The organism is Lysobacter antibioticus, from assembly GCF_001442535.1.
Taxonomy (GTDB): Bacteria; Pseudomonadota; Gammaproteobacteria; order Xanthomonadales; family Xanthomonadaceae; genus Lysobacter; species Lysobacter antibioticus.
Genome location: NZ_CP013141.1, coordinates 5,426,017 through 5,449,751, shown reverse-complemented (window position 1 = coordinate 5,449,751; position 23,735 = coordinate 5,426,017). Strand labels below are relative to the sequence as shown.

Sequence of the window (23,735 nt, the reverse complement as noted above, 5' to 3'; positions counted from 1 at the left end):
CGCCGATCATCATCGGCGGCGGACGCGGCCCGGGCGGCGGTGGCGGCGGCAACAACAACCGCGGCAACCGCAGCGGCGGGGCCGTCTCCGGCGTGGCGCGCCAGCGCATGCAGGAACGTTTCAACCAGCAGTTCGGCTCGTTCCGCTCCCTGCTCAACGACGCCCAGCGCAAGCAATGGGATGCCGAGATCGCTAACCTCGTCACCGCGCGCCGCGTGCCGTTGTACAAGCTGGTCAAGGGCGAGCCGGAACAGATCGTGGTCCGCGTCGGCGCCAGCGACGGCAGCTGGACCGAGGTTTCGGGCAACATCCAGGAAGGCGACGAGATCGTGGTCGGCAGCGGGCGCGGCACGAAATGAGCGATGCCGCTGACGCCACCGCGGTCATCGAGACCCGCGCGCTCGGCAAGGTCTATTCACCGGGCACCGAAGCTGAGGTGATCGCCCTGCACGGCGTCGAAATGTCGATCGCGCGCGGCGAGTTCGTCGCGATCATGGGGCCCTCGGGTTCGGGCAAGTCGACGTTGATGAATCTGATCGGTTGCCTCGACACGCCGACCAGCGGCGTGTATCTGTGCGACGGCATCGACGTGGCCAGTCTCGACGCCGAAGAGCGCGCGATCCTGCGCCGCGACAAGATCGGCTTCGTGTTCCAGGGCTTCAACCTGCTGTCGCGCATGAGCGCGCTGGAGAACGTGGCGATGCCGATGGGCTATGCCAACGTGCCGCGCGACGAGCGCCTGCGCCGCGCCCAGGAGGCGCTGGATGCGGTCGGCCTCAGTGGCCGCGCCGGCCATCGGCCGAGCGAATTGTCCGGCGGCCAGCAGCAGCGCGTGGCGATCGCGCGCGCCTTGATCAACCGGCCGCCGATCCTGCTCGCCGACGAACCCACCGGCGCGCTCGACACCCGCACCGGCGAGGAGATCCTCGCCCTGTTCAAGCGTCTGCAGGCCGAGGACCATACCGTCGTGCTGATCACCCACGACCCCGACGTGGCCGCGCACGCCGACCGCACCTTCGTCATGCGCGACGGCGAGCTGCACGTGCAGGAGGCCGGCGCATGAATTTCATGGAAGTCTTGCGCACCGCCATCTTCGCCCTGCGAGGTAATTGGTTGCGCAGTGCGCTGACCTCGCTCGGCGTGATCATCGGCATCGCCGCAGTGATCGTGATGGTTTCGGTCGGCCAGGGCACGCAATCGGAAATCGACAAACTGGTTTCGGGGCTGGGTTCGAACCGGCTCGACATCAGCTCGGGCGGCGGCGGGCGCGGCACCGGCGGCGTGCGTCTGAGCGCATCGAGTTTCTTCACCCTGACCGAGGCCGACGGCGAGGCGATCCGCAACGAAATTTCCGAAGTGCAGTACGTCGCCGCTTCGTTGCGCGGCGGTACTCAGGCGGTCTATGCCGAAAACAACTGGTCGACGCAGTGGCAGGGCGTGCAGGCGGATTTCTTCGATATCAATGGCTGGACCATCGCTTCCGGCGCCAGCTTCGAGGCGCGCGACTACGGCAGCGGCGCCAAGTCGGTGATTCTCGGCGAGACGGTGCGGCGTGAACTGTTCGGCGACGAGGACGCGATCGGCCAGACCGTGCGCCTCGGGCGGGTGCCGTTCACTGTGGTCGGCACGCTGAAGCCGAAGGGGCAGGGCGGTTTCGGCCAGGACCAGGACGACGTGGTGCTGGTGCCGCTGGAAACCGGGCGTCGCCGCCTGCTCGGCGCGATGGGCCTGCCGACCGGCGCGGTGATGCAGATCGCGGTCGGCGTCGGCCGCGCCGAGGACGTGGCCTATGCGCAGGAGGAAATCGAAGGCCTGCTGCGCCAGCGCCATAAGATCCAGCCCGGCGGCGACGACGACTTCAGCGTGCGCAACATCGCCGAGGTGGTCGCCACCCGCACCCAGACCACGCGATTGATGTCCCTGCTGCTCGGCGCGGTGGCGACGATTTCGTTGATCGTCGGCGGCATCGGCATCATGAACATCATGCTGGTGTCGGTGACCGAGCGTATCCGCGAGATCGGCCTGCGCATGGCGGTCGGCGCCGGCCCGAGCGACATCCAGCGCCAGTTCCTGGCCGAGGCGATGCTGATCTCGCTGATCGGCGGCGCGCTGGGCATCGCGATCGGCGTGGTCGGGACGATCCTGGTCGGCAAATTCGGCGCCCTGCCGATCGCCTTGAACGGGCAGATCATCGCCCTGGCGGCGGGCTTCTCGATCGCGACCGGCCTGTTCTTCGGCTATTACCCCGCGCGCAAGGCCTCGCAGCTCGATCCGATCGAGGCCTTGCGCCAGCAGTAGCGCGACCGACCGCGACCAACGGCACGGGCGCGCGCCGCCGTGCCGTGACAGCGTGGCCGGGTCGTCGGATCTGAGCGGAGCGGACATGAGCAAGTGGTGGCTGGCGGTGCTGTTGCTGTTGCCGTCGCAGGCATTCGCTGCGCAGACGGCGCAGGCCGGGGCGACGCCGGCGACGGTGATCGTCCTGGGCGTCGACCACGCGGCGCAATTGGTGTCCGAGCGCGACCAGCCGGCACTGCTGGACGCGTTCCTCGCTCGCGCCAAGCCCGATGCGATCTGCATCGAGCGTGCGCCGGAAGCATTCGCGCGCGGCGATTTCTACGAGTTCACCTACGAGGCGCAGGACGTGGCGGTGCCGTTCGCGCGCCGGCACGGGATCGAGGTGTGTCCGATCGACTGGGAACCGCCGGCGGAGGACCAGCGGCTGGGCTTCGGCATCAGCCTGGATGCGCCGCCGGAACTGCGTCCGGTCAAGGGCTTCATGGGCTTTCTCGCCTTCGGCCAGGAAGCGTCGACGCGCGACTTCTTCCATGCCGACGACCCGGCCAAGCTGCACAAGGTGGCGAACTGGGCGACCACGCCGGCCGCCCGCGCCAAGAACGATCTGCCGCGTCGACTCTATCTCTACCGCACCTATCTGCAGGCGCAGCGCATCGCCGCCGCGGCGCGTGCGCATCCCGGCGGCACCGTGGTGGTGGTCGTGGGTGAATTCCACAAGCACGACATCGAGGCCATCCTCAAGGACGATCCCGGCGTACGCCTGGTACAGCCGTCGTCGCTGGGCCGCCCCGATGCGAAGGACATTGCGGCGCACGACCGCAGCGAGTACCGCACGGCGATCGCGAGTTTCAATTTGCTCGGCCTGCAATCGCAGACCGGGCCGGTCGACTACGGCTACGTCGGCCGCGCGGTGGCGGCGCTGGAAGCCGACGGCGCGACGCCGCAGGCGCGGCTGTTCCGGGTTCGCTTGGATCTGCTGCAAGGCCGGATCGAGCGCGGCGACGCCATCGCCCGCTACCGCGCCATCGCCGCCGACGCGGGCGATGCGCGTTTCGCCTGGACAGGGGTTAAGGACACCGCGCGCGTGGATTCCTGGTTCGACCCGTTCGGCAACCTCGACGTACGCCGGCGTGCCTTGCTGGAAGCCGCGCGCGAATCCCAGGCGGCCGGCGATGCGGCCGTTGCGAACGAGTTGCTGGAGGCCTGCACCGACGGTCTGAGCCCGCGGCAACGCGAGCAGTTGCGCGGCTATTGGCAGCGCGATGTGGCGGTGGCGAACTCCCCGCGATAGGAGTGGTGGAGTTCTTGGCGGTGAGCTCTCGTCTGGATGTTGGCTGGCGTCCTTTGTAGGAGCGGCGTGAGCCGCGACTCGTAGCTTCAAGTTGGCGTCCATCTCTTTGAAGGCTGCCGGTTTTGGCTCGGCTGCGGCTGCGGCTGTCGCTGTGCACACTCTCGTACTAGCGAAGGCAATCGAAGACCCGGAGGGCGGCGCGCAGGGATGCGCGCCGTTTTTCATCGGGACAGGGATGTCCCGTATGTAGATCCCTGCGTCGGCAACGAACGTGCGGGCCTGTGACTCAAAGAAGAGCATTTTTCTTTGGTTACCTTTCTTTTGTTGCTTATGACAAAAGAAAGTAACCCGCCGCTTTAGTGGCGGAAGCTTTTGGCGTTTGATCCTGATCTTGCTTGAGCGATACGTCGCGAAACTGAAAAGACGCGGTCGCGGCTCGCGCCGCTCCTACCCCCGCGAGAGATCATCGCTTCGATAAAGAGCCTCGGCGCTGTTGTCTCTGTATCCCGCGGTCGCGACTCACCTCGCTCCTACAGGGGAGGGGGCGCCGCCTTCCTCCTCACGGTCGAAGCCCAAACCCCGGCACGCGCGATCTCGCGGCCGCTCACCCGAATCTCATCGGACCCCACGAACCCCACGAACCCCACGAACCCCACGAACCCCACGAACCCCACGAACCCCACGCCTCCTCGACCGACGCCCCTTCAGCCCACCCAAGCACAGCCACCCCAAGCCCCTTCCGGCCTCCAAAACCGAGATCCGGCCGCCTGCCGTCAGGGCGCCCCTGCCGGGCTTGTGGCAAAATCCCCGCCCTGTAGCGGCCGTCGGCCGCGCCCGGCCTGTCCCGGCCCCGCACGATCGAGACCCGCGTCCATGCCGACCTTCGAGCCGTCTCCGCCCGAGTGCCTCCGTCGCAGTGCCGCGATCCTCTCGGCGCAGGGAGTCCGCCTCCATGGCTGACGAATACGGGCATCTGCCGCGCGGTCCCGGACGCATCCTGAAAGCGGCGACCTGGTCGTTCCAGGGCCTGCGCGCGGCCTGGCTGCACGAGTCCTCGTTCAGGCTCGAGGTCTACCTGTTCCTGGCCCTTGCGCCGGTGGGTTGGTGGTTCGGCGAAAGCGGGGTCGAGCGGGTGCTGCTGATCGGTTCGATCCTGCTGGTGCTGAGCGTGGAATTGCTCAACTCCGCGGTCGAGGCGGTCATCGAACGTTACGGCCCGGAGTTCCACGAACTGGCCGGACGCGCCAAGGACATGGGCTCGGCGGCGGTGTTCGTGCTGCTGATGAACGTGCTGCTGACCTGGGCGGCGATTCTCGGCCCCCGGCTGTGGACCCATTTGATGGGCTGAGCGCGCCTGCGGGCCGCCCACGCCATCCGGCCGGCTTCATTGCCTGGCTTACACCGGGCCGCCACGGCGGCCCACCGGCACGCCCCGCGGCGCGCCGTCTGCGGATCCGGTCCGCGGGTTTCTTCGTTATCGACATCTTGAGGTATGCCGCACGTGATTGAACTGCTGACCGATCCGCAAGTCTGGATCACCCTGATCACCCTGAGCGCGATCGAAATCGTGCTGGGCATCGACAACCTCGTCTTCATCTCGATCGCGGTGAGCAAGCTGCCTTACGAGAGCCGCGAGAAGGCGCGCAAGTTCGGCATCGCGGTGGCCTGCATCTCGCGTATCGCGCTGCTGCTGACCCTGGCCTGGCTGGCCGGCCTGACGAGCGATTTGTTCACCGTATTCGGCCAGGGCATTTCGGTGCGCGACCTGGTGCTGATCCTCGGCGGCGCCTTCTTGTTGGTGAAGGGCTCGATGGAGGTCAAGGACCTGATCGTCGGCGAGGACGAATCCGAAGACGTGCACACCAAGCCGGCGGCCTCGTTCATGGCGGTCATCGCCCAGATCGCGGTCATCGACATCGTGTTCTCGCTGGACTCGGTGATCGCGGCGGTCGGCATGGCCAACCACACCCCGGTCATGGTCGCCGCGATCCTGCTCGCCGTGGCGGTGATGCTGCTGGCGTCCAAGCCGCTGGGCTACTTCATCGACCACAACCCGACCATCAAGATGCTGGCGCTGGCCTTCATCGTCCTGGTCGGCGTATATCTGATCGCCGACGGCCTGGAAGTGCATATCCCGAAGGGCTACATCTACGGCGCGATGGGCTTCTCGGCCCTGGTCGAATGCTTGAACCTGTGGGCGAAGAAGCGCGCCAACCAGCGCCTCAGCGCCGAATAAGCGTCTGACCGCAGCGATCGACGGGAGGGCCGGCAAGCGATTGCCGGCCCTTCTTGTTTGCGGCCGTGCTTATAGTGCCCCGCGCAGGCCGGCGTCGTCACACCGCGTCCATTGCGCCGGCTGGCGGCCGGTGCTGGAATGCGGCCGTCACCCAGTAGGAGTCGCGCCATGTTCCGAGCCTTGATCGTGCTTGCGCTGACCGCGCTGCTCAGCGGCTGCGGCTACAACACCATCCAGCAAAAGGACGAGGCGGTCACCGCGGCCTGGTCGCAGGTGCTCAACGTCTACAAGCGCCGCGCCGACCTGGTGCCGAACCTGGTGGCGACGGTGAAGGGCTACGCCAGCCACGAGCAGCAGGTGCTGACCCAGGTCACCGAGGCGCGCGCCAAGGTCGGCAGCATCAACGTCGACGCCAACAATCCCGAGTCGCTCAAGCAGTTCGAGCAGGCCCAGGGCGAGTTGCGCGGGGCGATCGGGCGCTTGCTGGTGGTCAGCGAGAACTACCCGCAGCTCAAGGCCGACCAGGGCTTCCTGAGCCTGCAGACCCAGCTCGAAGGCACCGAGAACCGGATCACGGTCGAGCGCCAGCGTTACATCGGCGCGGTCCAGGACTACAACACCTACATCCGGCAGTTCCCGACCAACCTCACCGCGAAGCTGTTCGGCTACTCGACCAAGCCCAACTTCGCCGTCGAGAACCCCGCCGAGATCCAGGAAGCGCCGAAGGTCGATTTCGGTCAGCCGGCGCCCGCAGCGCCGGCCAGCACGCCGCCTGCCGCGACCCAGCCCGCTCCGGCGCAGGGCTGATCGCCCCGCGATGGCGGCGTTCCCCGCAGGCACGCGCGGGTCCGGCTACGGCACGCCCGTCGCCTGGGTCGCCGTCTGCCTGAGCGTCGTGCTGTTGGCGTTCGCCGCGTTGCCGGTGTGGGCGCAGACCTTCGCCCCGATCCCGGCGATGACCTCGCCGGTGGTCGACACCACCGGCACGCTCGACGCCGCCACCCGTTCGCAGCTGGAAGCACAGGCGCGTGCGCTGCAACAGCGCAAAGGCAGCCAGTTGCAGGTGTTGGTGGTGGCGAGCACCGCGCCGGAGGACATCGATTCGTATGCGGTGCGCGCCTACGAGCAGTTCAAGCTCGGCCGCAAGGAGGTCGACGACGGCGTGCTGCTGGTCGTCGCCAAGGACGACCGCCGCGTGCGCATCGAAGTCGGCTACGGCCTGGAGGGCGCGATCACCGATGCCCAGTCCGGCCGCATCATCCAGGAATACCTCGCGCCGAAATTCCGCAGCGGCGACTACGCCGGCGGCCTGGTCGACGCGACCGCCATGCTGGTCAAGCTGATCGACGGCGAACCGCTGCCGCCGCCGATGGCGCGCCAGACCCAGGGCGATACGAACGGCGGCGAGGAGGGCTGGGTGCTCGCCTTCTTCATCGCGATCTTCGGCGGGCAGTTCGTGCGCGCCGTGCTCGGCCGGCTGCCGGCACTGGTGCGCGGGCTGGCCTCCGGGCTGGTCGTCGGCGGCATCGCCTGGTTGCTGTCGCTGGCCTGGTGGCTGGTCGGCCTGACCGCGCTGATCGGTTTGTTCGTCGGCCTGCTCGGCGGCAGCGGCGGGCAGTTCGTCCGCAGCGGCGGCTGGGGCGGCTACGGCGGCGGCGGTTGGGGCGGAGGCAGCGGCGGTGGAGGCGGTGGCGGCTGGTCGGGCGGCGGCGGTTCCAGCGGAGGCGGCGGCGCCTCGGGGAGTTGGTGATGCGTTGGCTCCGTCATCTATGTGCGCCTTCGGCGCGGCGGTTGTTTCCCGAAGCCAGCCTGCAGCGCATCGCCGCGTCCATCGCGGCCAGCGAGTCGCGTCATCACGGCCAGATCTGCTTCGCCGTCGAAGAACGCCTGCCGCTGCGCGAGCTGTTCGCCGGCCAGGACGCGCGCGCCGCGGCGCAGGAGGCCTTCGCCCAACTGCGGGTCTGGGACACCGCCGGCAACAGCGGGGTGCTGCTGTATCTGCTGTTGGCCGACCATCGCATCGAGATCGTCGCCGATCGCGGTTATGCCTCGCGGGTCGGCCATGAGCGTTGGCAGGCGGTCTGCGACGATATCCAGCAGGCCTTGAGCGCCGGGGACGCCGAGGCCGCGGTGCTCGGCGGCATCGCCGCCTTGTCGGACATCGTCGCCGAACAGTTCCCGCGCGAGCGCGGCGCGCTCGACGACGGCAACGAATTGCCGGACCGCCCGGTCCTGCTGTAAGCGGGCCAATCGGCATCGGCGGGCTCTAGGGTCGGCCGGGCCATGCCGATCGGGGCCAATGCGCGAGTTTGCCGCAATGGGCCGGATCGCTTCCGGAACACTGTGTCCGTGCCGATTCCGGGGCCTCGGCGGCGCCCCTGGTACAGGCCGCGTGGGGCACAATACGGCGGTCATCGTCCCTCAAGAATCGTCACGCCGCATGACCATCCTGCACCAGATCGACCCGATCGCGATCTCTCTCGGCCCGCTGCAAGTCCATTGGTACGGGATCATGTATCTGCTCGGTTTCGTCACCGCCTGGTGGCTGGGACGGCGCCGGATCCGGGCCGGGCGCCTGCCCGGCGTCGGCGAGCAGGCCTACGGCGATCTGCTGTTCTACGCCATGCTCGGCGTGGTCCTCGGCGGCCGCATCGGCTACGTGGTCTTCTACAACTTCGCCGAACTGCTCAAGGACCCCTTGATGCTGTTCCGCATCTGGGAAGGCGGCATGAGCTTTCACGGCGGCTTGCTCGGGGTGATGGCTGCGGCGTTGTGGTGGTCGCACCGCCAACGCACGAATTTCTTCGACGTGATGGATTTCGTCGCCCCGCTGGTGCCGCCGGGCCTGGGTTTCGGCCGCCTCGGCAACTACATCGGCGGCGAGTTGTGGGGCAAGACCACCGATGCCGGCTGGGGCGTGATCTTCCCGCGCGCGCCGGAGTTCGCCGGCTGGACCGCCGAGCAGTTGCAGACCCAATTCGCCGGCGGCGGTCTCGACCGTTTCGCCCGTCATCCTTCGCAGCTCTATCAAGCGCTGCTCGAAGGCCTGGTGATGTTCGTCGCGCTGTGGTGGTTCTCGAGCAAGCCGCGTCCGCGCTATGCGGTGTCCGGCCTGTTCGCGCTGCTGTACGGCTGCTTCCGCTTCCTCGTCGAGTTCGTGCGCGTGCCCGATGCGCAGATCGGCGATCACGGCTACCTCGCGTTCGGCTGGCTGACCATGGGCCAGGTGTTGAGCGTGCCGCTGATCCTGCTCGGCCTGTTCTGGCTGTGGCTGTCGACGCGCTCGCCGACCCTGCAACCGCAGCCGCTCGCGGCCGAACCGGCGAAGGGCTGAGACCATGCAGCAATATCTCGACTTGCTTCGCCACGTGCTGGAACACGGCACCGAGAAATCCGACCGCACCGGTACCGGCACGCGCAGCGTGTTCGGCTGGCAACTGCGTTTCGATTTGAACGCCGGCTTTCCGCTGGTCACCACCAAGAAACTGCACCTGCGCTCGATCGTCCATGAGCTGCTGTGGTTCCTCAAGGGCGAGACCAACACCGCCTACCTGAAGGAGCACAAGGTCAGCATCTGGGACGAGTGGGCCGATGCCGAGGGCGAACTCGGTCCGGTCTACGGCAAGCAATGGCGGCGTTGGGCCGGCGCGGAAGGCGTCGAGATCGACCAGATCCGTTGGGTCGTCGACGAGATCAAGCGCAATCCCGATTCGCGCCGTTTGATCGTCAGCGCCTGGAACGTCGCCGACCTGCCGCAGATGGCCTTGATGCCCTGCCACGCGCTGTTCCAGTTCTACGTCGCCGACGGCAAGCTCAGCTGCCAGCTGTACCAGCGCAGCGGCGACATTTTTCTCGGCGTGCCGTTCAACATCGCCAGCTACGCGCTGCTGACCCACATGGTCGCGCAGGTCTGCGGCCTGGGCGTCGGCGATTTCGTCCACACCCTCGGCGACGCGCACCTGTACTCGAATCATTACGATCAGGCGCGCGAACAGCTCTCGCGCACGCCGCGCGCATTGCCGAAGTTGAAGCTCAATCCCGAAATCAAGGACGTCTTCGGCTTCAGCTACGACGACATCGCCATCGAAGGCTACGACCCGCTGCCGGCGATCAAGGCGCCGGTCGCGGTCTGAGCGAGCGGCTCGCACGACTGTGCTAGACGCGGTTTGAACGTGCGCCGGATTAGCCTGATCGCTTCCGGCGCCGCCGATGGCGCCGTAGGAGAGATCATGCTGCGACCTTCCATTGCGGGCTGGTGTTTGGCTCTGTGGGCTGCGCTCGCTGCGACCGCATGCGGCTCGACCGGCGAGCGCGCCGGACAGCGGCAGGCTGCCACGACCGTCGCGCCGGCAGCGGCCGGCGATACCGCCCGCAGCGACGGCGCGGCAGCCGTGGCCGACGCGTTCTATCGTGTTCATATCGATGTCCGCAGCGGCGGCTTGCCCGAAGGGGAGACGATGCAGCGCTACCGCCCATTGCTGTCCAAGCGTCTGCTGGCGCTGATAGCAGACGCTGCGCGCAAACGCGATGCGGCGATCGCCGCGCATCCGGATGAGAAGCCGCCGTTCGTCGATGGCGATCTGTTCTCGACCGTGTACGAAGGCCCGACCGGCTACCGGATCGGCAAGCGCACGGTGTCGGGGCCGGATCGAGAAAGCTTCGAGGTCGAATTGAGCCTCAAAGAACCGATGTCCGAGGAAAGCCGCTGGACCGACCGAGCGCTGCTGCTGCGCGAGGACGGGCAATGGAAACTCGACGACATCGAATATGGCGGGCAATTCGACTTCGGCCAGCGCGGTCGCTTGTCGGATTTGCTGCGCTCGCAGTCGTGAACTGCCTGCGCGCGATCGCCCGCGGGTGGGTCGCGCGCTTCTCATGAAATGCCACGCCGAGGCGTGGCCGTGCCGTTACCGGAGCCGAACCGCATGACCCAGTTGGTGTTGATCGCCGCCCTCGACCGCAAGCATGCCATCGGCCGCGACAACGCCTTGCCATGGCGTCTGTCCGACGACCTCAAGCGTTTCAAGGCGCTGACCCTCGGCAAGCCGCTGCTGATGGGGCGCAAGACCGCGCAGTCGCTCGGACGTGCCTTGCCGGGCCGGCGCAACCTGGTGCTGACCCGCTCGGGCGAGGTGCCGTTCGCCGGCATGGAAGCGGTGGGCTCGGTCGAGCAAGCGCTGGAACTGGCGCAGGGCGATGGCGCCGAGGAGCTGTGCGTGATCGGCGGCGGCGAGGTCTATGCGCTGTGTTTGGGCGCCGCGGTGCGCCTGCACCTGACCCGGGTCGATACCGAAGTCGAAGGCGCCGATGCCTTTTTCCCGCGCTTCGACGCCGCCGAGTGGCGTGTGGTCGCGCGCGAAGCGCATGCGGCCGACGAGCGCAACGAGTTCGCGTTCGAGTTCCTCGATTACCTGCGGCTGGGGATGGATTGAGTCGCTGAGTCCTGCATGAGGGCTCTGCCGGGATGAGTCCGTGCGAGAACAAGCTTTCGGCCCGGCGCTGAAACTTAGGGGGGCGTCGTGCGGGTTCTGTAGGGATAAGTCCGGTGGATCCCCGCTTTCGCGGGGATGACGGCCATCAGCGCGCCACGTTCGCGGTGCCGCGATCCAGCTTCGGCCGGTAGTGGCCGGTGATGGTGTAGTCGAACAGCAGGTCGTCTTCCTGGGTGCCGCGGGCGATGTTGTGCAGGATCAGCGGCCGGCCCCGATAGGATTTGCGGTCGGAGACGATGCCGATGTGCGGCACGCCGCGGCCCAGGTCCCAGGTGACCAGATCGCCGGGGCGATAGTCGGCGGCGCGGTCGCTGACCGGCAGCGACCAGGCCTGGCGCTCGAACCAGCGGCGCAGGTTCGGCACGCGGCGATGATCGATGTTGCGGTCGGTGGCGCTCGCGCGCCAGTTCGAGGGATAGGCGGCGAAGTTCGCGCGCATGTCTTCGTGCACGGCTTGCTGCAGATCGAGACCCTGCGTGCGCAGGGCGCGGATCACCACGTCGGTGCAGACCCCGCGATCGGCGGCGACGTCGCCGCCCGGGTAAGACAAACGCACATAGGCCGGGTCGTAGAGGCGGGTCGCGCCGATCTGCGTACGCGCGGCGGCGACTAAGGGCGGCGACGCCGCGACATCGCGCGATGAGGCCGCCGGTTGCGCGGCAGGGGACGCGCCCGATGAAGCAGGTTGCTGCGGCGCGCGCGAACAGGCGGCGCAGGCCGCGACGACGGCGAGGGCCGCGATCTTCAGCAGTGGCCGCCACCGTCCCTGGCGCATCGGCTTACTTCTGCTGCCCTTGTGGCGGACGCGGCGGACGCGGGCGCGGCGGATTGGCCGGCACGTCGCGCCCGGGCACCTGCACCAGTCGCAACTCGTCGGTGTCGAGCTGCAGCGCGGTGAGCTTGCCGCCCCAGACCGCGCCGGTGTCGATCGCGTGCACGCCATGGCCGATGAAAAGGCCGAGGGTCGACCAATGTCCGCAGACGATCTTGAGGTCGCGCTCGGCGCGGCCCGGCACTTCGTACCAGGGGTAGAGACCGACCGGCTGGGTGCCCGGGCTGCCCTTGTCCTCGAAGGCGATGCGGCCGCGCGGCGTGCAATAACGCAGGCGGGTGAAGATGTTGATGATCGCGCGATGGCGGTCGATGCCGGCCAGCTTGGGATTCCAGGCCGGGCGGTCGCCGTACATGTTCTTGAGCAGGCGCCGGTACTGATCGCCGTGCAGGCGCTCTTCGACCTCGCGCGCATGGCGCTCGGCCATGGTCGTGGTCCACTTCGGCGCCAGGCCGGCGTGCACCATCATCCAGCCGAGCTTGCGGTCGACCTGGACCAGCTTCTGCATGCGCAGCCAGCCGAGCAGTTCGTTGCGGTCCTCGGCCAGGACGATGCGCTGCAGGTCGGGGTTGACCTTGCGCTGCTCCTCCTCGGTGCGCTCGCCGATGGCGAGCAGCGACAGATCGTGGTTACCGAGTACGACGATGCTGTTCTGGCGCAGCGAATGCACCAGACGCAGGGTCTCCAGCGACTGCCCGCCGCGGTTGACCAGATCGCCGCAGAACCACAGCGTGTCGCGCGCCGGATCGAAGGCGATCCGTTCCAGCAAGCGCTGGGTCGCGTCGTAACAGCCCTGGAGGTCGCCTATTGCCCAAACGCTCATACGTGGTCCGCGCTCAATGCAGGGTGCGCGGGATGGTGAGCGTGAACGGCGGAATCTGCGCGTCGAAGCGGGTGCCGTCGTCGGCCACCATCGCGTAACTGCCTTCCATCGTTCCCAGGCTGGTTTCCAGCACGGCGCCCGAGGTGTACTCGTAGTCGTCGCCCGGACGCAACCACGGTTGTTCGCCCACCACGCCTTCGCCGCGCACTTCCTGCACCTTGCCGTTCGCGTCGGTGATGACCCAGTGGCGCGACATCAGGCGCGCGGGAATCTTGCCGGCGTTGCGGATATGGATGGTGTAGGCAAAGACGTAGCGGTCCTGCTCCGGCTCGGACTGGTCGTCCAGGTAGCGGGTCGCCACATCGATGTCGAAAGCGTAGTCGTGGTGGTGTTCCATGGCGGCAGTTTAAGCAAAGCGGGCATGAAGCGGGAATGAGTCGTGAAAATAACGACATTCGGCCGGAAACCGTCGGTCGTGATAATCGGTGAGCGGCCCGCGTGGACGCCGCGAAAGCCGAGATAATCGCCGCCGGATCGTGGTCCGCAGTCGGCACAAAACCTGCATCGGCGCTCGGCCGCGGCAGCTGCGCGACGGGCGCATCGCGTGCGTGGGCGATGCCGTCGCGGCCACGACCGCCCGGTACGAACGCACCGCGGACGCAGGCCCGCGGCGCAGGCGCTAACTCTTGCCGGGCTCGGCCAGGACCGCGCCGCTGGCGGCGAGCGCATTGGCCAGGCGCACGAAATCGGCGACTTCGATCTGCTCGGCGCGCGCGTCCGGGCGCAGCCCGGCGGCCTCGATCGCGGCGCCGTCGCAGACCTGCGAGAGCGCGTTGCGCAGGGTCTTGCGGCGCTGGCCGAAGGCGTCTCGGACCACGCGCGCGAACAGGGCGTGGTCGACGATGCCGATCTTGTCGGGCGCATGCGGAATCATCCGCACCACGGCCGAATCGACCTTCGGCGGCGGACGAAATGCGCCCGGGGGCACGTCGAACAGGGCGATCACTTGGCAGTAGGCCTGCAGCATCACGCTCAGACGGCCGAAGACCTTGCTGCCGGGGCCGGCGGCCATGCGGTCGACCACTTCCTTCTGCAACATGAAGTGCATGTCGCGGATCACCGCGGCATGGTCGAGGGCATGGAACAGGATCGGCGAGGACAGGTTGTAAGGCAGGTTGCCGACCAGGCGGATCTTGTCCTCATTGGCCAGCGCGGTGAAATCCACGGTCAGCACATCGCGGTGGATCACTTCCAGGGTGCCGTGGGCGCGCGCGCCGTCGGTCAGCGGGAAGATCAGGTCGCGGTCGAACTCGATCACGGTCAGCTCGCCGTGGCGGTCGAGCAAGGGGAAGGTGATCGCACCCTGGCCGGGGCCGATCTCGACCAAGTGGTCGCCGGGTTTGGGGTCCACCGCCTGCACGATCATGGCGATGATGCCGCCGTCGTGCAGGAAGTGCTGGCCCAAGTGTTTCTTGGCCTCGGGCTTGAAGCCCTTGGCGTGCGATCTGGCCGTGCCGGTCATGGCGTGCCTCCGGACGTGCTGCGGCGGGTGCGCGCGATGCGCGCGCAGGTTTCGGCGGCGGCGATCAGGCTGGACGGATCGGCCAGGCCGCGGCCGGCGAGGTCGAGCGCGGTGCCATGATCGACCGCGACGCGCGGATAGGGTAGTCCCAGGGTCATGTTCACGGCACGCTCGAAGCCGCTGTACTTGAGCACCGGCAGGCCCTGGTCGTGGTACATCGCCAGCACCGCGTCGAAACCGCGCAGCTTGGCCGGCAGGAAGGCGGTGTCGGCCGGCAGCGGGCCGACTAAGGTCAGGCCCTGGGCGCGCAACGCGGCCATGACCGGTTCGATGACCTCGATCTCCTCGCGCCCCATGTGGCCGGCCTCGCCCGCATGCGGGTTGAGGCCGAGCACGGCGATCACCGGCTCGGCGATGCCGAAGTCCCGGCGCAGCGCCGCATCGATGATGCGCAGGGTGCGGGTCAGCGCCACCGGCTCGATCGCATCGGCGACCGCGCGCAGCGGCAGGTGGGTGGTGGCCAGGCCGACCCGGACGATGTCGTTGGCCAGCAGCATCACCACCTCGCAGCCGGCTTGTTCGGCGAGCAGCTCGGTGGTGCCGCTGTAGGCGATGCCGCCCTCGTTGATGACCGCCTTGTGCACCGGGCCGGTGACCAGGCCGTCGAACTCGCCGCGCAGGCAGCCCTCGGCGCCGGCGCGCAGCGCGCCGATCACCGCCGCGGCGTTGCGCGGCTCGGGTTGGCCGAAGGCGGGGACGAGCGCATTGGGGAGATCGACCAGGGCCAGCTCGCCGGGAGCCCGCGAAGGGCGGTCCGGCGGCAGCAGGGTCAGGGGCAAGCCGAGCGCGTCGGCGGCGGCGCGCAGGCTGCGCGCATCGGCGAAGGCGACCAGGTCGTAGTCGCGCGCCTGCTGGATCAGCCGCAGGCAGAGCTCCGGCCCGACGCCGGCCGGCTCGCCCGGCACCAGCGCGAGCCGGGGCAGGGTCACGTCAGCCGCCGGACGCGGCCGGCTTGGCCGGTTCCGCCGGCGCGGTGGTCTCTTCGGCACCCTTGCCGACGCGGAAGTCGACGAAGGCTTCGCCGCGCTTCTCGCGCAGGTAGCGGTTCCATTCTTCCTCGAGCTTGCGACGGCCGATGGTCTCCTGGACCTGGGCGCGCTTGCTCTGGTCGGCGACATCGCTCTGACGGCTGCCGATGCGCTGGACGATGTGGTAACCGGCCTGGCTGTGGATCGGCTGCGAGATTTCGTTGTCGGCCAGCGCCGCGACGGCGCCGCCGAACTCGGGGCCGAACTCGTCCTGGGTGAACCAACCCAGGTCGCCGCCCTTGGTCTGCGAGGTCAGGTCTTCCGAGCTTTCCTTGACCACGTCCTCGAACTTGGCGCCGCCGGCGATGCGGGCGCGCAGGGTCTCGGCCTTGGCCTTGGCCTGCGCTTCGCTGACGGTGTCGCTGATACGGACCAGGATGTGGCGAGCGTGGAACTGGGTGACCAGCTTGGGACCGGACTGCGAGGCGTCGCGCACTTCGACCAGCTTGAGCAACTGGAAGCCGCTCGGGCCGCGGATCGGGTCGGTGACCTGGCCGGCGCTCATCTTGCGCATCAGCTCGCCGAACGCGGCCGGGATTTCGTCGAGGCTGCGCCAGCCCAGGTCGCCGCCTTCCAGCGCGTTGGGGCTGTCGGAATAGCGCACGGCGGCGGCGTTGAATTCCATCTCGCCCTTGTCGATCAGGGTCTTAACGCCCTCGACCTTCTTCTGCGCGGTCGCGATCTGCTCGGGCGTGGCGCCTTCGGGCAGGGCGATCAGGATGTGGGCCAGGTGGTACTGGGTGCCGGTGTTGGCCTGCGCGGCCAAGGCCGCGTCGATCTCGGCGTCGCTGACCGAAATGCGGGTCTGGGCGAAGCGCTGGCGCAGACGCTGGACCAGCAGTTCGTCGCGGATCGAGCTGCGGAAATCGTTGTAGGAACTGCCATCGCGGGCCAGCTGCTGGCGCAGTTGGTCGACGCTGATCTTGTTGGAGTTGGCGATGCCGGCGATGGCCTGATCGATTTCCTGATCGGTCACCCGCACGCCGGTGCCCTGGGCCTGGGCGACCTGGATCTTGAGCAGGATCAGGCGCTCGAGCACCTGGCGCTCAAGCACGTCGCGCGGCGGCAGCTGGTCGCTGCGGCCGGCGTACTGATTCATGATGTTGGCGATCGCGCGGTCGAGTTCGGTCTTGAGGATCACGTCCTCGTCGACCACGGCCGCGATGCGGTCGATCGGCTGCAGATCCTGGGCCCGGACGTTCCCGCCGAACAGCAGGCCGGCGGCCAGCAGACTTGCCAAAACCGGGCTCGCCAGGAGCGGGCTCGCGAAGAATTTGTTCATAGGGTCGGTTCGAGAGTCGAGTCGGCGTCGTCGCCGCGATTTTGGCGGCTGACCGTGGGAGACGGCGGCGCCAGATACAGGTCGTCGCGGTTATAGCCGAGAATAGCACGGCGCAAAACGCGCTCCGTGTTCTGGCCGGCGGAGCCTAGGCCCTTGAGCTCGAACTCCACCTGAAGCGAGCTGTTGAGGTCTTCGGAGCGGTTGCGCTGGTAGCGGCGGGCGATCAGGCGGACCGCCAGGCAGCAGCTTTCCCACTGCACGCCGGCGATCTGTTCGAGCGCGCGCTTGTCCTTGATCGAGTAGTAGTAGCGGCCGACCACGCTCCAGTTGTCGTTGATCGGATACAGGAACGAGAAGTCGGCCTGCTCGAACAGGTCGCGCCTGTCCTTCGGCGCGGTCGGCGACACCGACAGGTCGCGGCGGTAGCGATAGCCGAAATTGACCACGCCGTTGTTGCCGAACAGGTAGCGCGCACGCAGGCTGGCGAGATCCTCGCTGCGCAGCTTGGGGTCCCACTGGTAGGTCGCGTTGATCGTCCAGCGGTCGCTCGGCGACACGCTGACGTCGGCGACCCAGGCCGACTTGCCCTGCTTGATCGGCGTTTCGGCGCCGGCCACCACGCGGATGTCGTCGAAGTACTGGATCTGGCCGATGCTCGCCGCCAGCCGCTCGCGGCCGTCGTCCTGGCTGATCAGGCGTGTGGTCAGGGCGGTGGTGAGTTGGTTGGCGTCGGTCTGGCGGTCGGCGCCGGTGTAGCGGTTGTCGCGGAACAGCGCGCCCCAGCTGAACGACATCGGATTGGTGTCGAACAGCGGCATGCCAGCCTGGTCGCGGTACGGCGCGCGCAGATAGAAGACGCGCGGCTCCAGGGTGTGCAGGTAGTGGTCGCCGCGGATCTCGGTCTCGCGATCGAAGTACATGCCGGCGTCGATCGAGGTGATCGGCAGGCTGCGGCTCGGCGACTTGTCGTAGAAGCTGCGCACCAGCTCCGGCGTGTTGGGCACCGTCGGGTTGGCGGCGACGAAGGCCGCGGCCTGCTGCTCGGCCATCTGCTGGGCCAGGCCGCGTTCCAGCTCATAGGCGGTGTAGCGCCAGGCCAGTTTCGGGCGGATGAACCAGCTCGCGCCCTCGAGCGGGAAGCTGACGTAGGGCTTGACGTCGAAACGGCTGCCGCCGGGCATGTCGCGGCGCAGGCCGATCGGGGCGTTCGGATCGCCCGGAGTGAACTTGACGTCTTCGTGCTGGAAACGCACCGCTTCGGTGTCGACACCGGTCTCGATCCACTTGCCGAACGGCTGCGCCCAATGGAAGGTCGCGCGCGGCAGGCGGTCGTAGGCCAGCGAATTCTCCTGCAGGGTGAAGTCGGCCAGCTGGTTGTGGTCGGCGATCAGGCTTGCGTCCCAGTAACGGCCGCGGCCGTACAGACCGACCTCGCTGCGCAGCGAGATCGCCGACTGGCCGTACAGACTGTTGCTGAAGTCCTGCAAGTAGTACTTGTCGCTGACCCAGGCCAGGTTGGCGGCGGCGTACCAGGTGCCGTCGAGGCGGTGGGTGGTCTTCAGCGCGAACTCGCCGCGGTTCTTCTCCGGCATGCGGTCGCGCGGGATCTGCACCGGCGGGTCGCGGCGGTAGTCGGTGTAGCGGCCCGGGTCGTTGCCGGCCAGGTCGTCGTTCGGCATCCAGTTGCCCGAGACCTCGCCGGAACCGCTGCCGTACAGCCAGCGGAACTCGCCGCCCATGGCCAGGCCGCGCTTGCTCATGTAGCGCGGATACAGGGTGGCGTCGTAGTTCGGGGCCAGGTTGAGGTAGATCGGCTGGCGCCAGTCGAAGCCGTTCTTGCCCGACAGGCCGATGTTCGGATACAGCAGGCCGGTGCGGCGGCGGTCGTCGACCGGGAACACGAACCACGGCACGTACAGCACCGGCACCTTGCCGATGCGCAGGGTGGCATTGCGCGCCACGCCCATGCCTTCGGCGGTGTCGATGTCGATGCGGTGGGCGCGCAGCTCCCAGGAGCGCTGGTTCGGCGCGCAGGTCGAATAGGTCGAACCGTGCAGGGCGCCCTTGGGGCCGTTGAGCTCGATGCGCTCGGCGCCGCCGTTGCCGCGGCGCGCGGTCAACTGGTACTCGACGTCGTCGATGCGGTGCTGGTCGGCGTTCTGGTCGCCCTCGGCGCGTTCGGCGACCAGGCGCATGCTCGAATCCTGGTAGCGGACATGGCCCTCGGCCGTGTACTTGCCGGATTCCTGGTTGTAGCTGAGCTTGTCGGTGCCCAGGAACTGGTCGCCGCGGCTCAAGCGCACATTGTCCTGGACGACGATGTTTTGGTCGGCGCCAGCCCGTTGCAGGGTGCCGCCGTCGATATCGGTCGGCTGTTCGGCGCGTTGTTCGGCGGTGCCGGTCGGGGCCGGGGCGTCGTCGAAGGACGGCACGGCGTCGATCAGCGGGCACAGGCCCCAATTCTCGTTGTCGTCCGCCGCATAAGCGGGCAGGGCGATGGCGATGCACAGCGACAACGGGAGCAGGCGGAGGGGTTTGCGCACGCGAGCATCCGGTGGACGGAAAAACGGTCGTTAGCTTGCCGTATCCCTTGCAAGCGGGCAACGCGGGCGCCATCTAAGCGGCATCGGCGTTCATTTTCCCCGAACGCGAGCGCCCCATCGGAGGAGTCATGAGCCAGCTTCCCAGTCACCCCCCGGCAGCGGTCGAGAAGAGCGAAGCTGAATGGCGCGAGCAGCTGTCCCCGGAGCAATACGCCGTCTGCCGCTGTTCGGCGACCGAGCGGGCCTTCACCGGGCGCTTCTGGAACCACAAGGAAGCCGGCACCTACACCTGCGCCGCCTGCGGCGAGGCCCTGTTCTCGTCCCAGGCCAAGTACGACTCCGGCAGCGGCTGGCCGAGCTACTGGCAGGCCTTGCGGCCCGAAGCGGTGGCCGAGGTGGCCGACGAGAGTCACGGAATGCGCCGGGTCGAGGTCAAATGCGCGCGCTGCCAATCGCACCTGGGCCACGTATTCCCGGACGGCCCGCGGCCGACCGGACTGCGTTATTGCATCAACTCGGCGGCCTTGGGGTTCGAGGCGGAGCCGGTGGGCTGAGGTCTGGTCCGGCGGGCGGCAACTCTCGGCAGGGACTGCCTGGTCGCTGGTCGCGACTCACCTCAGCTTCTCCGAGGGGGGCTGCCTGCTTGAGCAACATAGCCCCGCGAACCATCCCTGTAGGAGCGGCGTGAGCCGCGACCGTGAGTCCCGGGCCGGGTGCGATCCGGTTCGTGGATGCCGTTGCGTCCGATCCTCTGCTTGGCTGTCGCTGTCGCTGTCGCTGTCGCTGTCGCTGTTGCAGTGCGTCGCCTTGCACTAGCGAAGGTAACCGAAGACCCGGAGGGCGGCGCGCAGGGATGCGCGCCGTTTTTCATCGGGACAGGGATGTCCCGTATGAAAAATCCCCGCGGATGCATCGCTCGTGCGGGCCTGTGATTCAAAAAGAAGCATTTTTCTTTGGTTACCTTTCTTTTGTTGCTTATGACAAAAGAAAGTAACCCGCCGCTTTAGTGGCGGAAGCTTTTGGCGTTTGATCTTGCTTCGCAAGAAGCCACAAGCCACAAGCCACAAGCAAGTGCAAAGCTTCCGCCCCCTAAAGGGTGCGGGTAACTTTCTTTTGGCCAAAGCCCCAAAAGAAAGTCACCAAAGAAAAATGCTTTTCCTTGACGAAGCTCCCCTGCGAGCACACAGCCCGCGCCGGGATTTTCCGATAAGACGTCCCTGTCTTATCGAAAAACGGCGCACGTCCTGTGCGCCGCCCTCCGGGTCTACGCTTGCATCGCAAGTTCGGAACTGCGCCAAGCTTTCACGGCAAAGGCAAAGGCAAAGGCAACTGCGAAACTGCTTCTGGGTAGGAGCGGCGCAAGCCGCGACCGCGCTGCTGCGACCTCGCGACGCAACTTGCCGCGAAGCGCTGGGATAACGGCCACGGACCGAAACCACGAAAGGACCTCACGACCGCACCCCCAGGCGCCCGGCACCTCACTCCATCAAGGCGCCCACATGCGCCACCGCACTCTCGCGCAGGGCGGCCAGGTCGTAGCCGCCTTCGAGCATCGAGACCACGCGCCCCAGCGCATGGCGCTCGGCGATGGCCACCAGTTCGCGGGTGATCCACGCGAAATCCTCGCCGTCGAGCTCGACCTGGGCCAGCGGGTCGCGGCGGTGGGCGTCGAAGCCGGCGGAAATCAGCAGCAACTGCGGACGGAACGAATCGACGGTCGGCAACAGGTGCTCGCGCCAGACTTTGCGGAAACCTTCGCTGCCGGTGCCGGCCGGCAGCGGTGCGTTGATGATGTTGCCGACGCCGCGTTCGTGGGCGTAGCCGGTGTCCGGGTACAGCGGCATCTGGTGCGAGCTGACGTACATCACCCGCGGGTCGGTATCGAAGATCGCCTGGGTGCCGTTGCCGTGGTGGACGTCGAAATCGATCACCGCCACCCGCGCCAGATTGTGTTTGTCGCAGGCATGGGCGGCGGCGACGGCGATGTTGTTGAACAGGCAAAAGCCCATCGCGGCATCGCCGGTGGCGTGGTGGCCGGGCGGGCGCACCGCGCAGAACACGCGTTTCTCCTCGCCCTTGATCACCGTGTCGACCGCGGCGATGCCGGCGCCGGCGGCGCGCAGCGCGGCTTCGGCCGAGCCGGGCGCGAGCACGGTGTCGGGGTCGAGCGACATCGGGCCGTCGAGCTGGGTATCGAGGATCAGCGCGAGCAGGGCGTCGCCGTGCGCGCGCAGCAACTGGCCGCGGCTGGCGCCGGGCGCTTCGTGCCAGTCCAGCGAGGGATAGGCTTCGCGCAAGGCTTCGGTGACGGCGACCAGACGCAACGGCCGCTCGGCATGACCCGGACCCGGGTCGTGGCGCGTGCAGGCCGGATGCGTGTAGATGCGCATCGCTAGCCCTTGCGGCGCTCGTGGTTCCAAAGCACTTCGCCGTGCCCGCTCGCGCGCGCCAGCACGCGGGCCAGCACGAACAGCAGGTCGGAGAGGCGGTTGAGATAGCGCACCGCTTCCGGGCGCACGCTGTCCAGGCGCGCCAGGCTCACGGTCTCGCGCTCGGCGCGGCGCACCACGGTGCGGGCGATGTGGCAACGCGCCGCGGCTTCGCCGCCGCCGGGCAGGATGAAATCCTTCAGCGGCGGCAGCTCGTCGTTATGGCCGTCGAGCCACTGTTCGAGACGGTCGATGTCGGCGTCGAAGATCGCCGCATGGCCGGGGATGCACAGCTCGCCGCCGAGGTCGAACATCTGATGCTGGATCGCCACCAACTGTTCGCGGATCGTGTCCGGCAATTCGCTGGCGAGCACCAGGCCGATCGTCGAATTGGCTTCGTCGACCGTGCCGTAGGCGGTGACCCGGGCCGAGTCCTTGGCGATGCGGCTGCCGTCGCCAAGACCGGTGCTGCCGTCGTCGCCGGTGCGCGTGTAGATTTTCGAGAGACGGTTGCCCATCGATGACGCGCGCGGTCAGAGCTTGCGGGCGTCGTCGGAGTGCGTCGTCGACGCCTTCGACTTGACCGCGGACGCGGCGATGGCCTGGACCACGACGGCGATGCCGACATAGGTGGCGGTGGTCTGCAGGTAGGGCAGCAGCCACTGGAAGTAGTTGGCGGCCCAGCCGGCGACGGTCTTCTCGGCGACCGAAGCCGACAGCCAATAGAAGCTGCCCTGGCTCAGCAGTTGGCAGATCGCGGTCGAGGCAAGCAGGGCGACCACGGTCAGGCCGAGCGTGCCCCAGCTGCGCTTGTAGTTGCGCGCGACCCACAGACCGCCGGCCCACATCGAGAAATAGGCCGGGACCAGGAACCAGTACGCCGCCGAGACGCAGTAGTGATCCCAGAAGCTGATGCCCTGGCGGGTGATCACGGCGTAGTCAACGGCCACGGCCAGCGCCATCAGCGCCGGGAAGGCCCAGCGGGTCCACTGGCGCAGATAGAAGCCGCCGATGAAGAACACGGCCCAGGAGGCGTCGGGGATCGGCGTCCAGTGATTGACGCGGGTGGCGACCATCAACAGGGCCAGCAAGGCCAGGACGAGGCTGCGTTGGGTGTTCGGCTTCATGACTCTGGCTCCTGACGCCGGACTGGCGCGCCAATCCGGCCATTCTAAGGAACCTGCGGCGAAAGTGCCGGTTTGCCGTCCACCGTGAACGGATCGCAGCCCAATCCGATGCTAAGTGCTTGATCCTTCGCGACGATGGCCGCTCCGCGCACAGGATCCGGGCCGCGGCCGACAGACTCGCCGCGGGCGCGGTCGTATCATGAACGCATGAATCCTGACGTAGACACCCCCGGCGGGCAGACGCCGGCTGCAGCGACGCCGGCCCCCGCCACGCACACCCCGGCCGAGTCGGCGGTGCACGCCAGCCACGATGTCCTGATCGTCGGTGGCGGTCTGGTCGGCGCCAGTCTCGCCATCGCCCTGGACCGGCTCGGCCTCGATGTCGGCCTGGTCGAGGCGGCACCGCCGGGTTCGTTGCCGGCGGTGTTCGACGAACGCAACCTGAGCTTCGCCGAAGCCACCGTCAACGCGCTGAGCGCGCTCGGCGTGCTGGCCAAGCTGCGCGCGCCGACCGGCTCGATCCGCCGCATCCATATCAGCCGGCGCGGCGATTTCGGCCGCGCAGTGCTCGAAGCCGAGCGCTACGGTCGCGAGGAATTCGGCCGCATCGTGGTCGCGCGCGATTTCGGCGAGGCGCTGGAAGCGCGTCTGGCCGAGCTGCCGCGCCTGCAGCGCTACCGCCCGGTGCGTTTCGTCGGCCTCGCCGACGGCGACCCGGACTGGCGCGCGATCCGCGTCGCCGACGGCGCCGGCGAACGGGTCCTGCGCGCGC

General features: G+C 67.9%; 22 protein-coding genes and 2 pseudogenes. 14 read left to right on the top strand and 10 right to left on the bottom strand.

The window, feature by feature from the left end; translation table 11 throughout:
* The first annotated feature begins 355 nt into the window (after positions 1-355).
* The 12 genes from GLA29479_RS22020 (at position 356) to GLA29479_RS21965 (ending at position 11,257) form a co-directional block, all read left to right on the top strand.
* Positions 356-1,063 carry an ABC transporter ATP-binding protein gene (locus tag GLA29479_RS22020; RefSeq protein ID WP_057918978.1) on the top strand — a complete coding sequence of 236 codons (708 nt, stop codon included), beginning with the start codon at positions 356-358 and terminating at the stop codon, positions 1,061-1,063.
* The gene (locus tag GLA29479_RS22015; protein ID WP_057918977.1) at positions 1,060-2,298 is read left to right on the top strand and encodes an ABC transporter permease; all 1,239 of its coding nucleotides are present in this window, start codon (positions 1,060-1,062) and stop codon (positions 2,296-2,298) included. The genes GLA29479_RS22020 and GLA29479_RS22015 overlap by 4 nt, the downstream gene beginning before the upstream one ends.
* A gap of 85 nt (positions 2,299-2,383) precedes the next feature.
* Complete coding sequence (locus GLA29479_RS22010) at positions 2,384-3,589, top strand: hypothetical protein (protein WP_057972855.1); 1,206 nt, start codon at positions 2,384-2,386, stop codon at positions 3,587-3,589.
* A 952-nt stretch (positions 3,590-4,541) separates the two neighbouring features.
* A complete protein-coding gene (locus GLA29479_RS22005; RefSeq protein ID WP_057918974.1) occupies positions 4,542-4,937 on the top strand; it encodes a diacylglycerol kinase in 396 nt (131 codons plus the stop codon).
* A 144-nt stretch (positions 4,938-5,081) separates the two neighbouring features.
* A complete protein-coding gene (locus tag GLA29479_RS22000; RefSeq protein ID WP_057918973.1) occupies positions 5,082-5,825 on the top strand; it encodes a TerC family protein in 744 nt (247 codons plus the stop codon).
* Between the two features lie 168 nt (positions 5,826-5,993).
* Positions 5,994-6,632 carry a LemA family protein gene (locus GLA29479_RS21995; protein ID WP_211265011.1) on the top strand — a complete coding sequence of 213 codons (639 nt, stop codon included), beginning with the start codon at positions 5,994-5,996 and terminating at the stop codon, positions 6,630-6,632.
* 10 nt (positions 6,633-6,642) lie between these two features.
* Positions 6,643-7,575, top strand: coding sequence for a TPM domain-containing protein (locus GLA29479_RS21990; RefSeq protein ID WP_057972853.1), 933 nt, complete (start codon positions 6,643-6,645; stop codon positions 7,573-7,575).
* Positions 7,575-8,066, top strand: coding sequence for a TPM domain-containing protein (locus tag GLA29479_RS21985; protein WP_057918970.1), 492 nt, complete (start codon positions 7,575-7,577; stop codon positions 8,064-8,066). Before GLA29479_RS21990 ends, GLA29479_RS21985 begins: the two co-directional genes overlap by 1 nt.
* Positions 8,067-8,265: 199 nt before the next feature.
* On the top strand, positions 8,266-9,159 hold the full coding sequence (gene lgt / locus GLA29479_RS21980; RefSeq protein ID WP_057972852.1) for a prolipoprotein diacylglyceryl transferase: 894 nt from the start codon (positions 8,266-8,268) through the stop codon (positions 9,157-9,159).
* A gap of 4 nt (positions 9,160-9,163) precedes the next feature.
* Positions 9,164-9,958, top strand: a complete 795-nt coding sequence (locus GLA29479_RS21975) for a thymidylate synthase (protein ID WP_057918968.1) — start codon at positions 9,164-9,166, stop codon at positions 9,956-9,958.
* 96 nt (positions 9,959-10,054) lie between these two features.
* Positions 10,055-10,657, top strand: coding sequence for a YqhG/Tai3 family protein (locus GLA29479_RS21970; RefSeq protein ID WP_144436687.1), 603 nt, complete (start codon positions 10,055-10,057; stop codon positions 10,655-10,657).
* 93 nt (positions 10,658-10,750) lie between these two features.
* Complete coding sequence (locus GLA29479_RS21965; RefSeq protein WP_057972850.1) at positions 10,751-11,257, top strand: dihydrofolate reductase; 507 nt, start codon at positions 10,751-10,753, stop codon at positions 11,255-11,257.
* Positions 11,258-11,402: 145 nt separating this feature from the next.
* On the opposite strand, the gene GLA29479_RS21960 is transcribed toward GLA29479_RS21965, so the two are convergent.
* From GLA29479_RS21960 to lptD, 7 genes and pseudogenes are all read right to left on the bottom strand, one after another.
* Positions 11,403-12,092, bottom strand: coding sequence for a DUF1287 domain-containing protein (locus GLA29479_RS21960; protein ID WP_057972849.1), 690 nt, complete (start codon positions 12,090-12,092; stop codon positions 11,403-11,405).
* Positions 12,037-12,972, bottom strand: a pseudogene (locus GLA29479_RS21955) (symmetrical bis(5'-nucleosyl)-tetraphosphatase); the annotation flags it as partial. The pseudogene GLA29479_RS21955 and the gene GLA29479_RS21960, both read right to left, overlap by 56 nt.
* 13 nt (positions 12,973-12,985) lie before the next feature.
* A complete protein-coding gene (gene apaG / locus GLA29479_RS21950; protein ID WP_031373882.1) occupies positions 12,986-13,369 on the bottom strand; it encodes a Co2+/Mg2+ efflux protein ApaG in 384 nt (127 codons plus the stop codon).
* 282 nt (positions 13,370-13,651) lie between these two features.
* The gene (gene rsmA, locus GLA29479_RS21945; protein ID WP_057918965.1) at positions 13,652-14,494 is read right to left on the bottom strand and encodes a 16S rRNA (adenine(1518)-N(6)/adenine(1519)-N(6))-dimethyltransferase RsmA; all 843 of its coding nucleotides are present in this window, start codon (positions 14,492-14,494) and stop codon (positions 13,652-13,654) included.
* The gene (gene pdxA, locus GLA29479_RS21940; RefSeq protein WP_057918964.1) at positions 14,491-15,483 is read right to left on the bottom strand and encodes a 4-hydroxythreonine-4-phosphate dehydrogenase PdxA; all 993 of its coding nucleotides are present in this window, start codon (positions 15,481-15,483) and stop codon (positions 14,491-14,493) included. Before pdxA ends, rsmA begins: the two co-directional genes overlap by 4 nt.
* Before the next feature lies 1 nt (position 15,484).
* Complete coding sequence (locus tag GLA29479_RS21935; protein ID WP_057918963.1) at positions 15,485-16,864, bottom strand: peptidylprolyl isomerase; 1,380 nt, start codon at positions 16,862-16,864, stop codon at positions 15,485-15,487.
* Positions 16,861-19,407: an LPS assembly protein LptD gene (lptD, locus tag GLA29479_RS21930; RefSeq protein WP_057918962.1), complete on the bottom strand. Its 2,547-nt coding sequence runs from the start codon at positions 19,405-19,407 to the stop codon at positions 16,861-16,863. Before lptD ends, GLA29479_RS21935 begins: the two co-directional genes overlap by 4 nt.
* Before the next feature lie 128 nt (positions 19,408-19,535).
* On the opposite strand from lptD, the gene msrB reads away from it, so the two are divergent.
* Positions 19,536-19,961: a peptide-methionine (R)-S-oxide reductase MsrB gene (msrB, locus tag GLA29479_RS21925; protein ID WP_057972848.1), complete on the top strand. Its 426-nt coding sequence runs from the start codon at positions 19,536-19,538 to the stop codon at positions 19,959-19,961.
* Positions 19,962-20,885: 924 nt separating this feature from the next.
* On the opposite strand, the gene GLA29479_RS21920 is transcribed toward msrB, so the two are convergent.
* From GLA29479_RS21920 to GLA29479_RS21910, 3 genes are read right to left on the bottom strand one after another with little or no spacing between them, the layout of a single operon-like run.
* Positions 20,886-21,797 (bottom strand): histone deacetylase family protein, encoded by a 912-nt coding sequence (locus tag GLA29479_RS21920; RefSeq protein WP_057918960.1) that lies wholly within the window; start codon positions 21,795-21,797, stop codon positions 20,886-20,888.
* Between the two features lie 2 nt (positions 21,798-21,799).
* Positions 21,800-22,354: a cob(I)yrinic acid a,c-diamide adenosyltransferase gene (locus GLA29479_RS21915; protein ID WP_057918959.1), complete on the bottom strand. Its 555-nt coding sequence runs from the start codon at positions 22,352-22,354 to the stop codon at positions 21,800-21,802.
* A gap of 15 nt (positions 22,355-22,369) precedes the next feature.
* On the bottom strand, positions 22,370-22,963 hold the full coding sequence (locus GLA29479_RS21910; RefSeq protein WP_057972847.1) for a hypothetical protein: 594 nt from the start codon (positions 22,961-22,963) through the stop codon (positions 22,370-22,372).
* A gap of 294 nt (positions 22,964-23,257) precedes the next feature.
* Between GLA29479_RS21910 and GLA29479_RS21905 the strand changes: the two are divergent.
* Positions 23,258-23,734: pseudogene (locus tag GLA29479_RS21905) on the top strand (FAD-dependent monooxygenase); the annotation flags it as partial.
* Position 23,735 lies beyond the last annotated feature (1 nt).

What these genes read in the sequence shown, in the direction of transcription:
- GLA29479_RS22020 (WP_057918978.1), top strand. Translation starts at nt 356, where the DNA reads ATGAGCGATGCCGCTGACGCCACCGCGGTCATCGAGACCCGCGCGCTC.
- GLA29479_RS22015 (WP_057918977.1), top strand. Translation starts at nt 1,060, where the DNA reads ATGAATTTCATGGAAGTCTTGCGCACCGCCATCTTCGCCCTGCGAGGT.
- GLA29479_RS22010 (WP_057972855.1), top strand. Translation starts at nt 2,384, where the DNA reads ATGAGCAAGTGGTGGCTGGCGGTGCTGTTGCTGTTGCCGTCGCAGGCA.
- GLA29479_RS22005 (WP_057918974.1), top strand. Translation starts at nt 4,542, where the DNA reads ATGGCTGACGAATACGGGCATCTGCCGCGCGGTCCCGGACGCATCCTG.
- GLA29479_RS22000 (WP_057918973.1), top strand. Translation starts at nt 5,082, where the DNA reads ATGCCGCACGTGATTGAACTGCTGACCGATCCGCAAGTCTGGATCACC.
- GLA29479_RS21995 (WP_211265011.1), top strand. Translation starts at nt 5,994, where the DNA reads ATGTTCCGAGCCTTGATCGTGCTTGCGCTGACCGCGCTGCTCAGCGGC.
- GLA29479_RS21990 (WP_057972853.1), top strand. Translation starts at nt 6,643, where the DNA reads ATGGCGGCGTTCCCCGCAGGCACGCGCGGGTCCGGCTACGGCACGCCC.
- GLA29479_RS21985 (WP_057918970.1), top strand. Translation starts at nt 7,575, where the DNA reads ATGCGTTGGCTCCGTCATCTATGTGCGCCTTCGGCGCGGCGGTTGTTT.
- lgt (WP_057972852.1), top strand. Translation starts at nt 8,266, where the DNA reads ATGACCATCCTGCACCAGATCGACCCGATCGCGATCTCTCTCGGCCCG.
- GLA29479_RS21975 (WP_057918968.1), top strand. Translation starts at nt 9,164, where the DNA reads ATGCAGCAATATCTCGACTTGCTTCGCCACGTGCTGGAACACGGCACC.
- GLA29479_RS21970 (WP_144436687.1), top strand. Translation starts at nt 10,055, where the DNA reads ATGCTGCGACCTTCCATTGCGGGCTGGTGTTTGGCTCTGTGGGCTGCG.
- GLA29479_RS21965 (WP_057972850.1), top strand. Translation starts at nt 10,751, where the DNA reads ATGACCCAGTTGGTGTTGATCGCCGCCCTCGACCGCAAGCATGCCATC.
- GLA29479_RS21960 (WP_057972849.1), bottom strand. Translation starts at nt 12,092, where the DNA reads ATGCGCCAGGGACGGTGGCGGCCACTGCTGAAGATCGCGGCCCTCGCC.
- apaG (WP_031373882.1), bottom strand. Translation starts at nt 13,369, where the DNA reads ATGGAACACCACCACGACTACGCTTTCGACATCGATGTGGCGACCCGC.
- rsmA (WP_057918965.1), bottom strand. Translation starts at nt 14,494, where the DNA reads ATGACCGGCACGGCCAGATCGCACGCCAAGGGCTTCAAGCCCGAGGCC.
- GLA29479_RS21935 (WP_057918963.1), bottom strand. Translation starts at nt 16,864, where the DNA reads ATGAACAAATTCTTCGCGAGCCCGCTCCTGGCGAGCCCGGTTTTGGCA.
- msrB (WP_057972848.1), top strand. Translation starts at nt 19,536, where the DNA reads ATGAGCCAGCTTCCCAGTCACCCCCCGGCAGCGGTCGAGAAGAGCGAA.
- GLA29479_RS21920 (WP_057918960.1), bottom strand. Translation starts at nt 21,797, where the DNA reads ATGCGCATCTACACGCATCCGGCCTGCACGCGCCACGACCCGGGTCCG.
- GLA29479_RS21915 (WP_057918959.1), bottom strand. Translation starts at nt 22,354, where the DNA reads ATGGGCAACCGTCTCTCGAAAATCTACACGCGCACCGGCGACGACGGC.
- GLA29479_RS21910 (WP_057972847.1), bottom strand. Translation starts at nt 22,963, where the DNA reads ATGAAGCCGAACACCCAACGCAGCCTCGTCCTGGCCTTGCTGGCCCTG.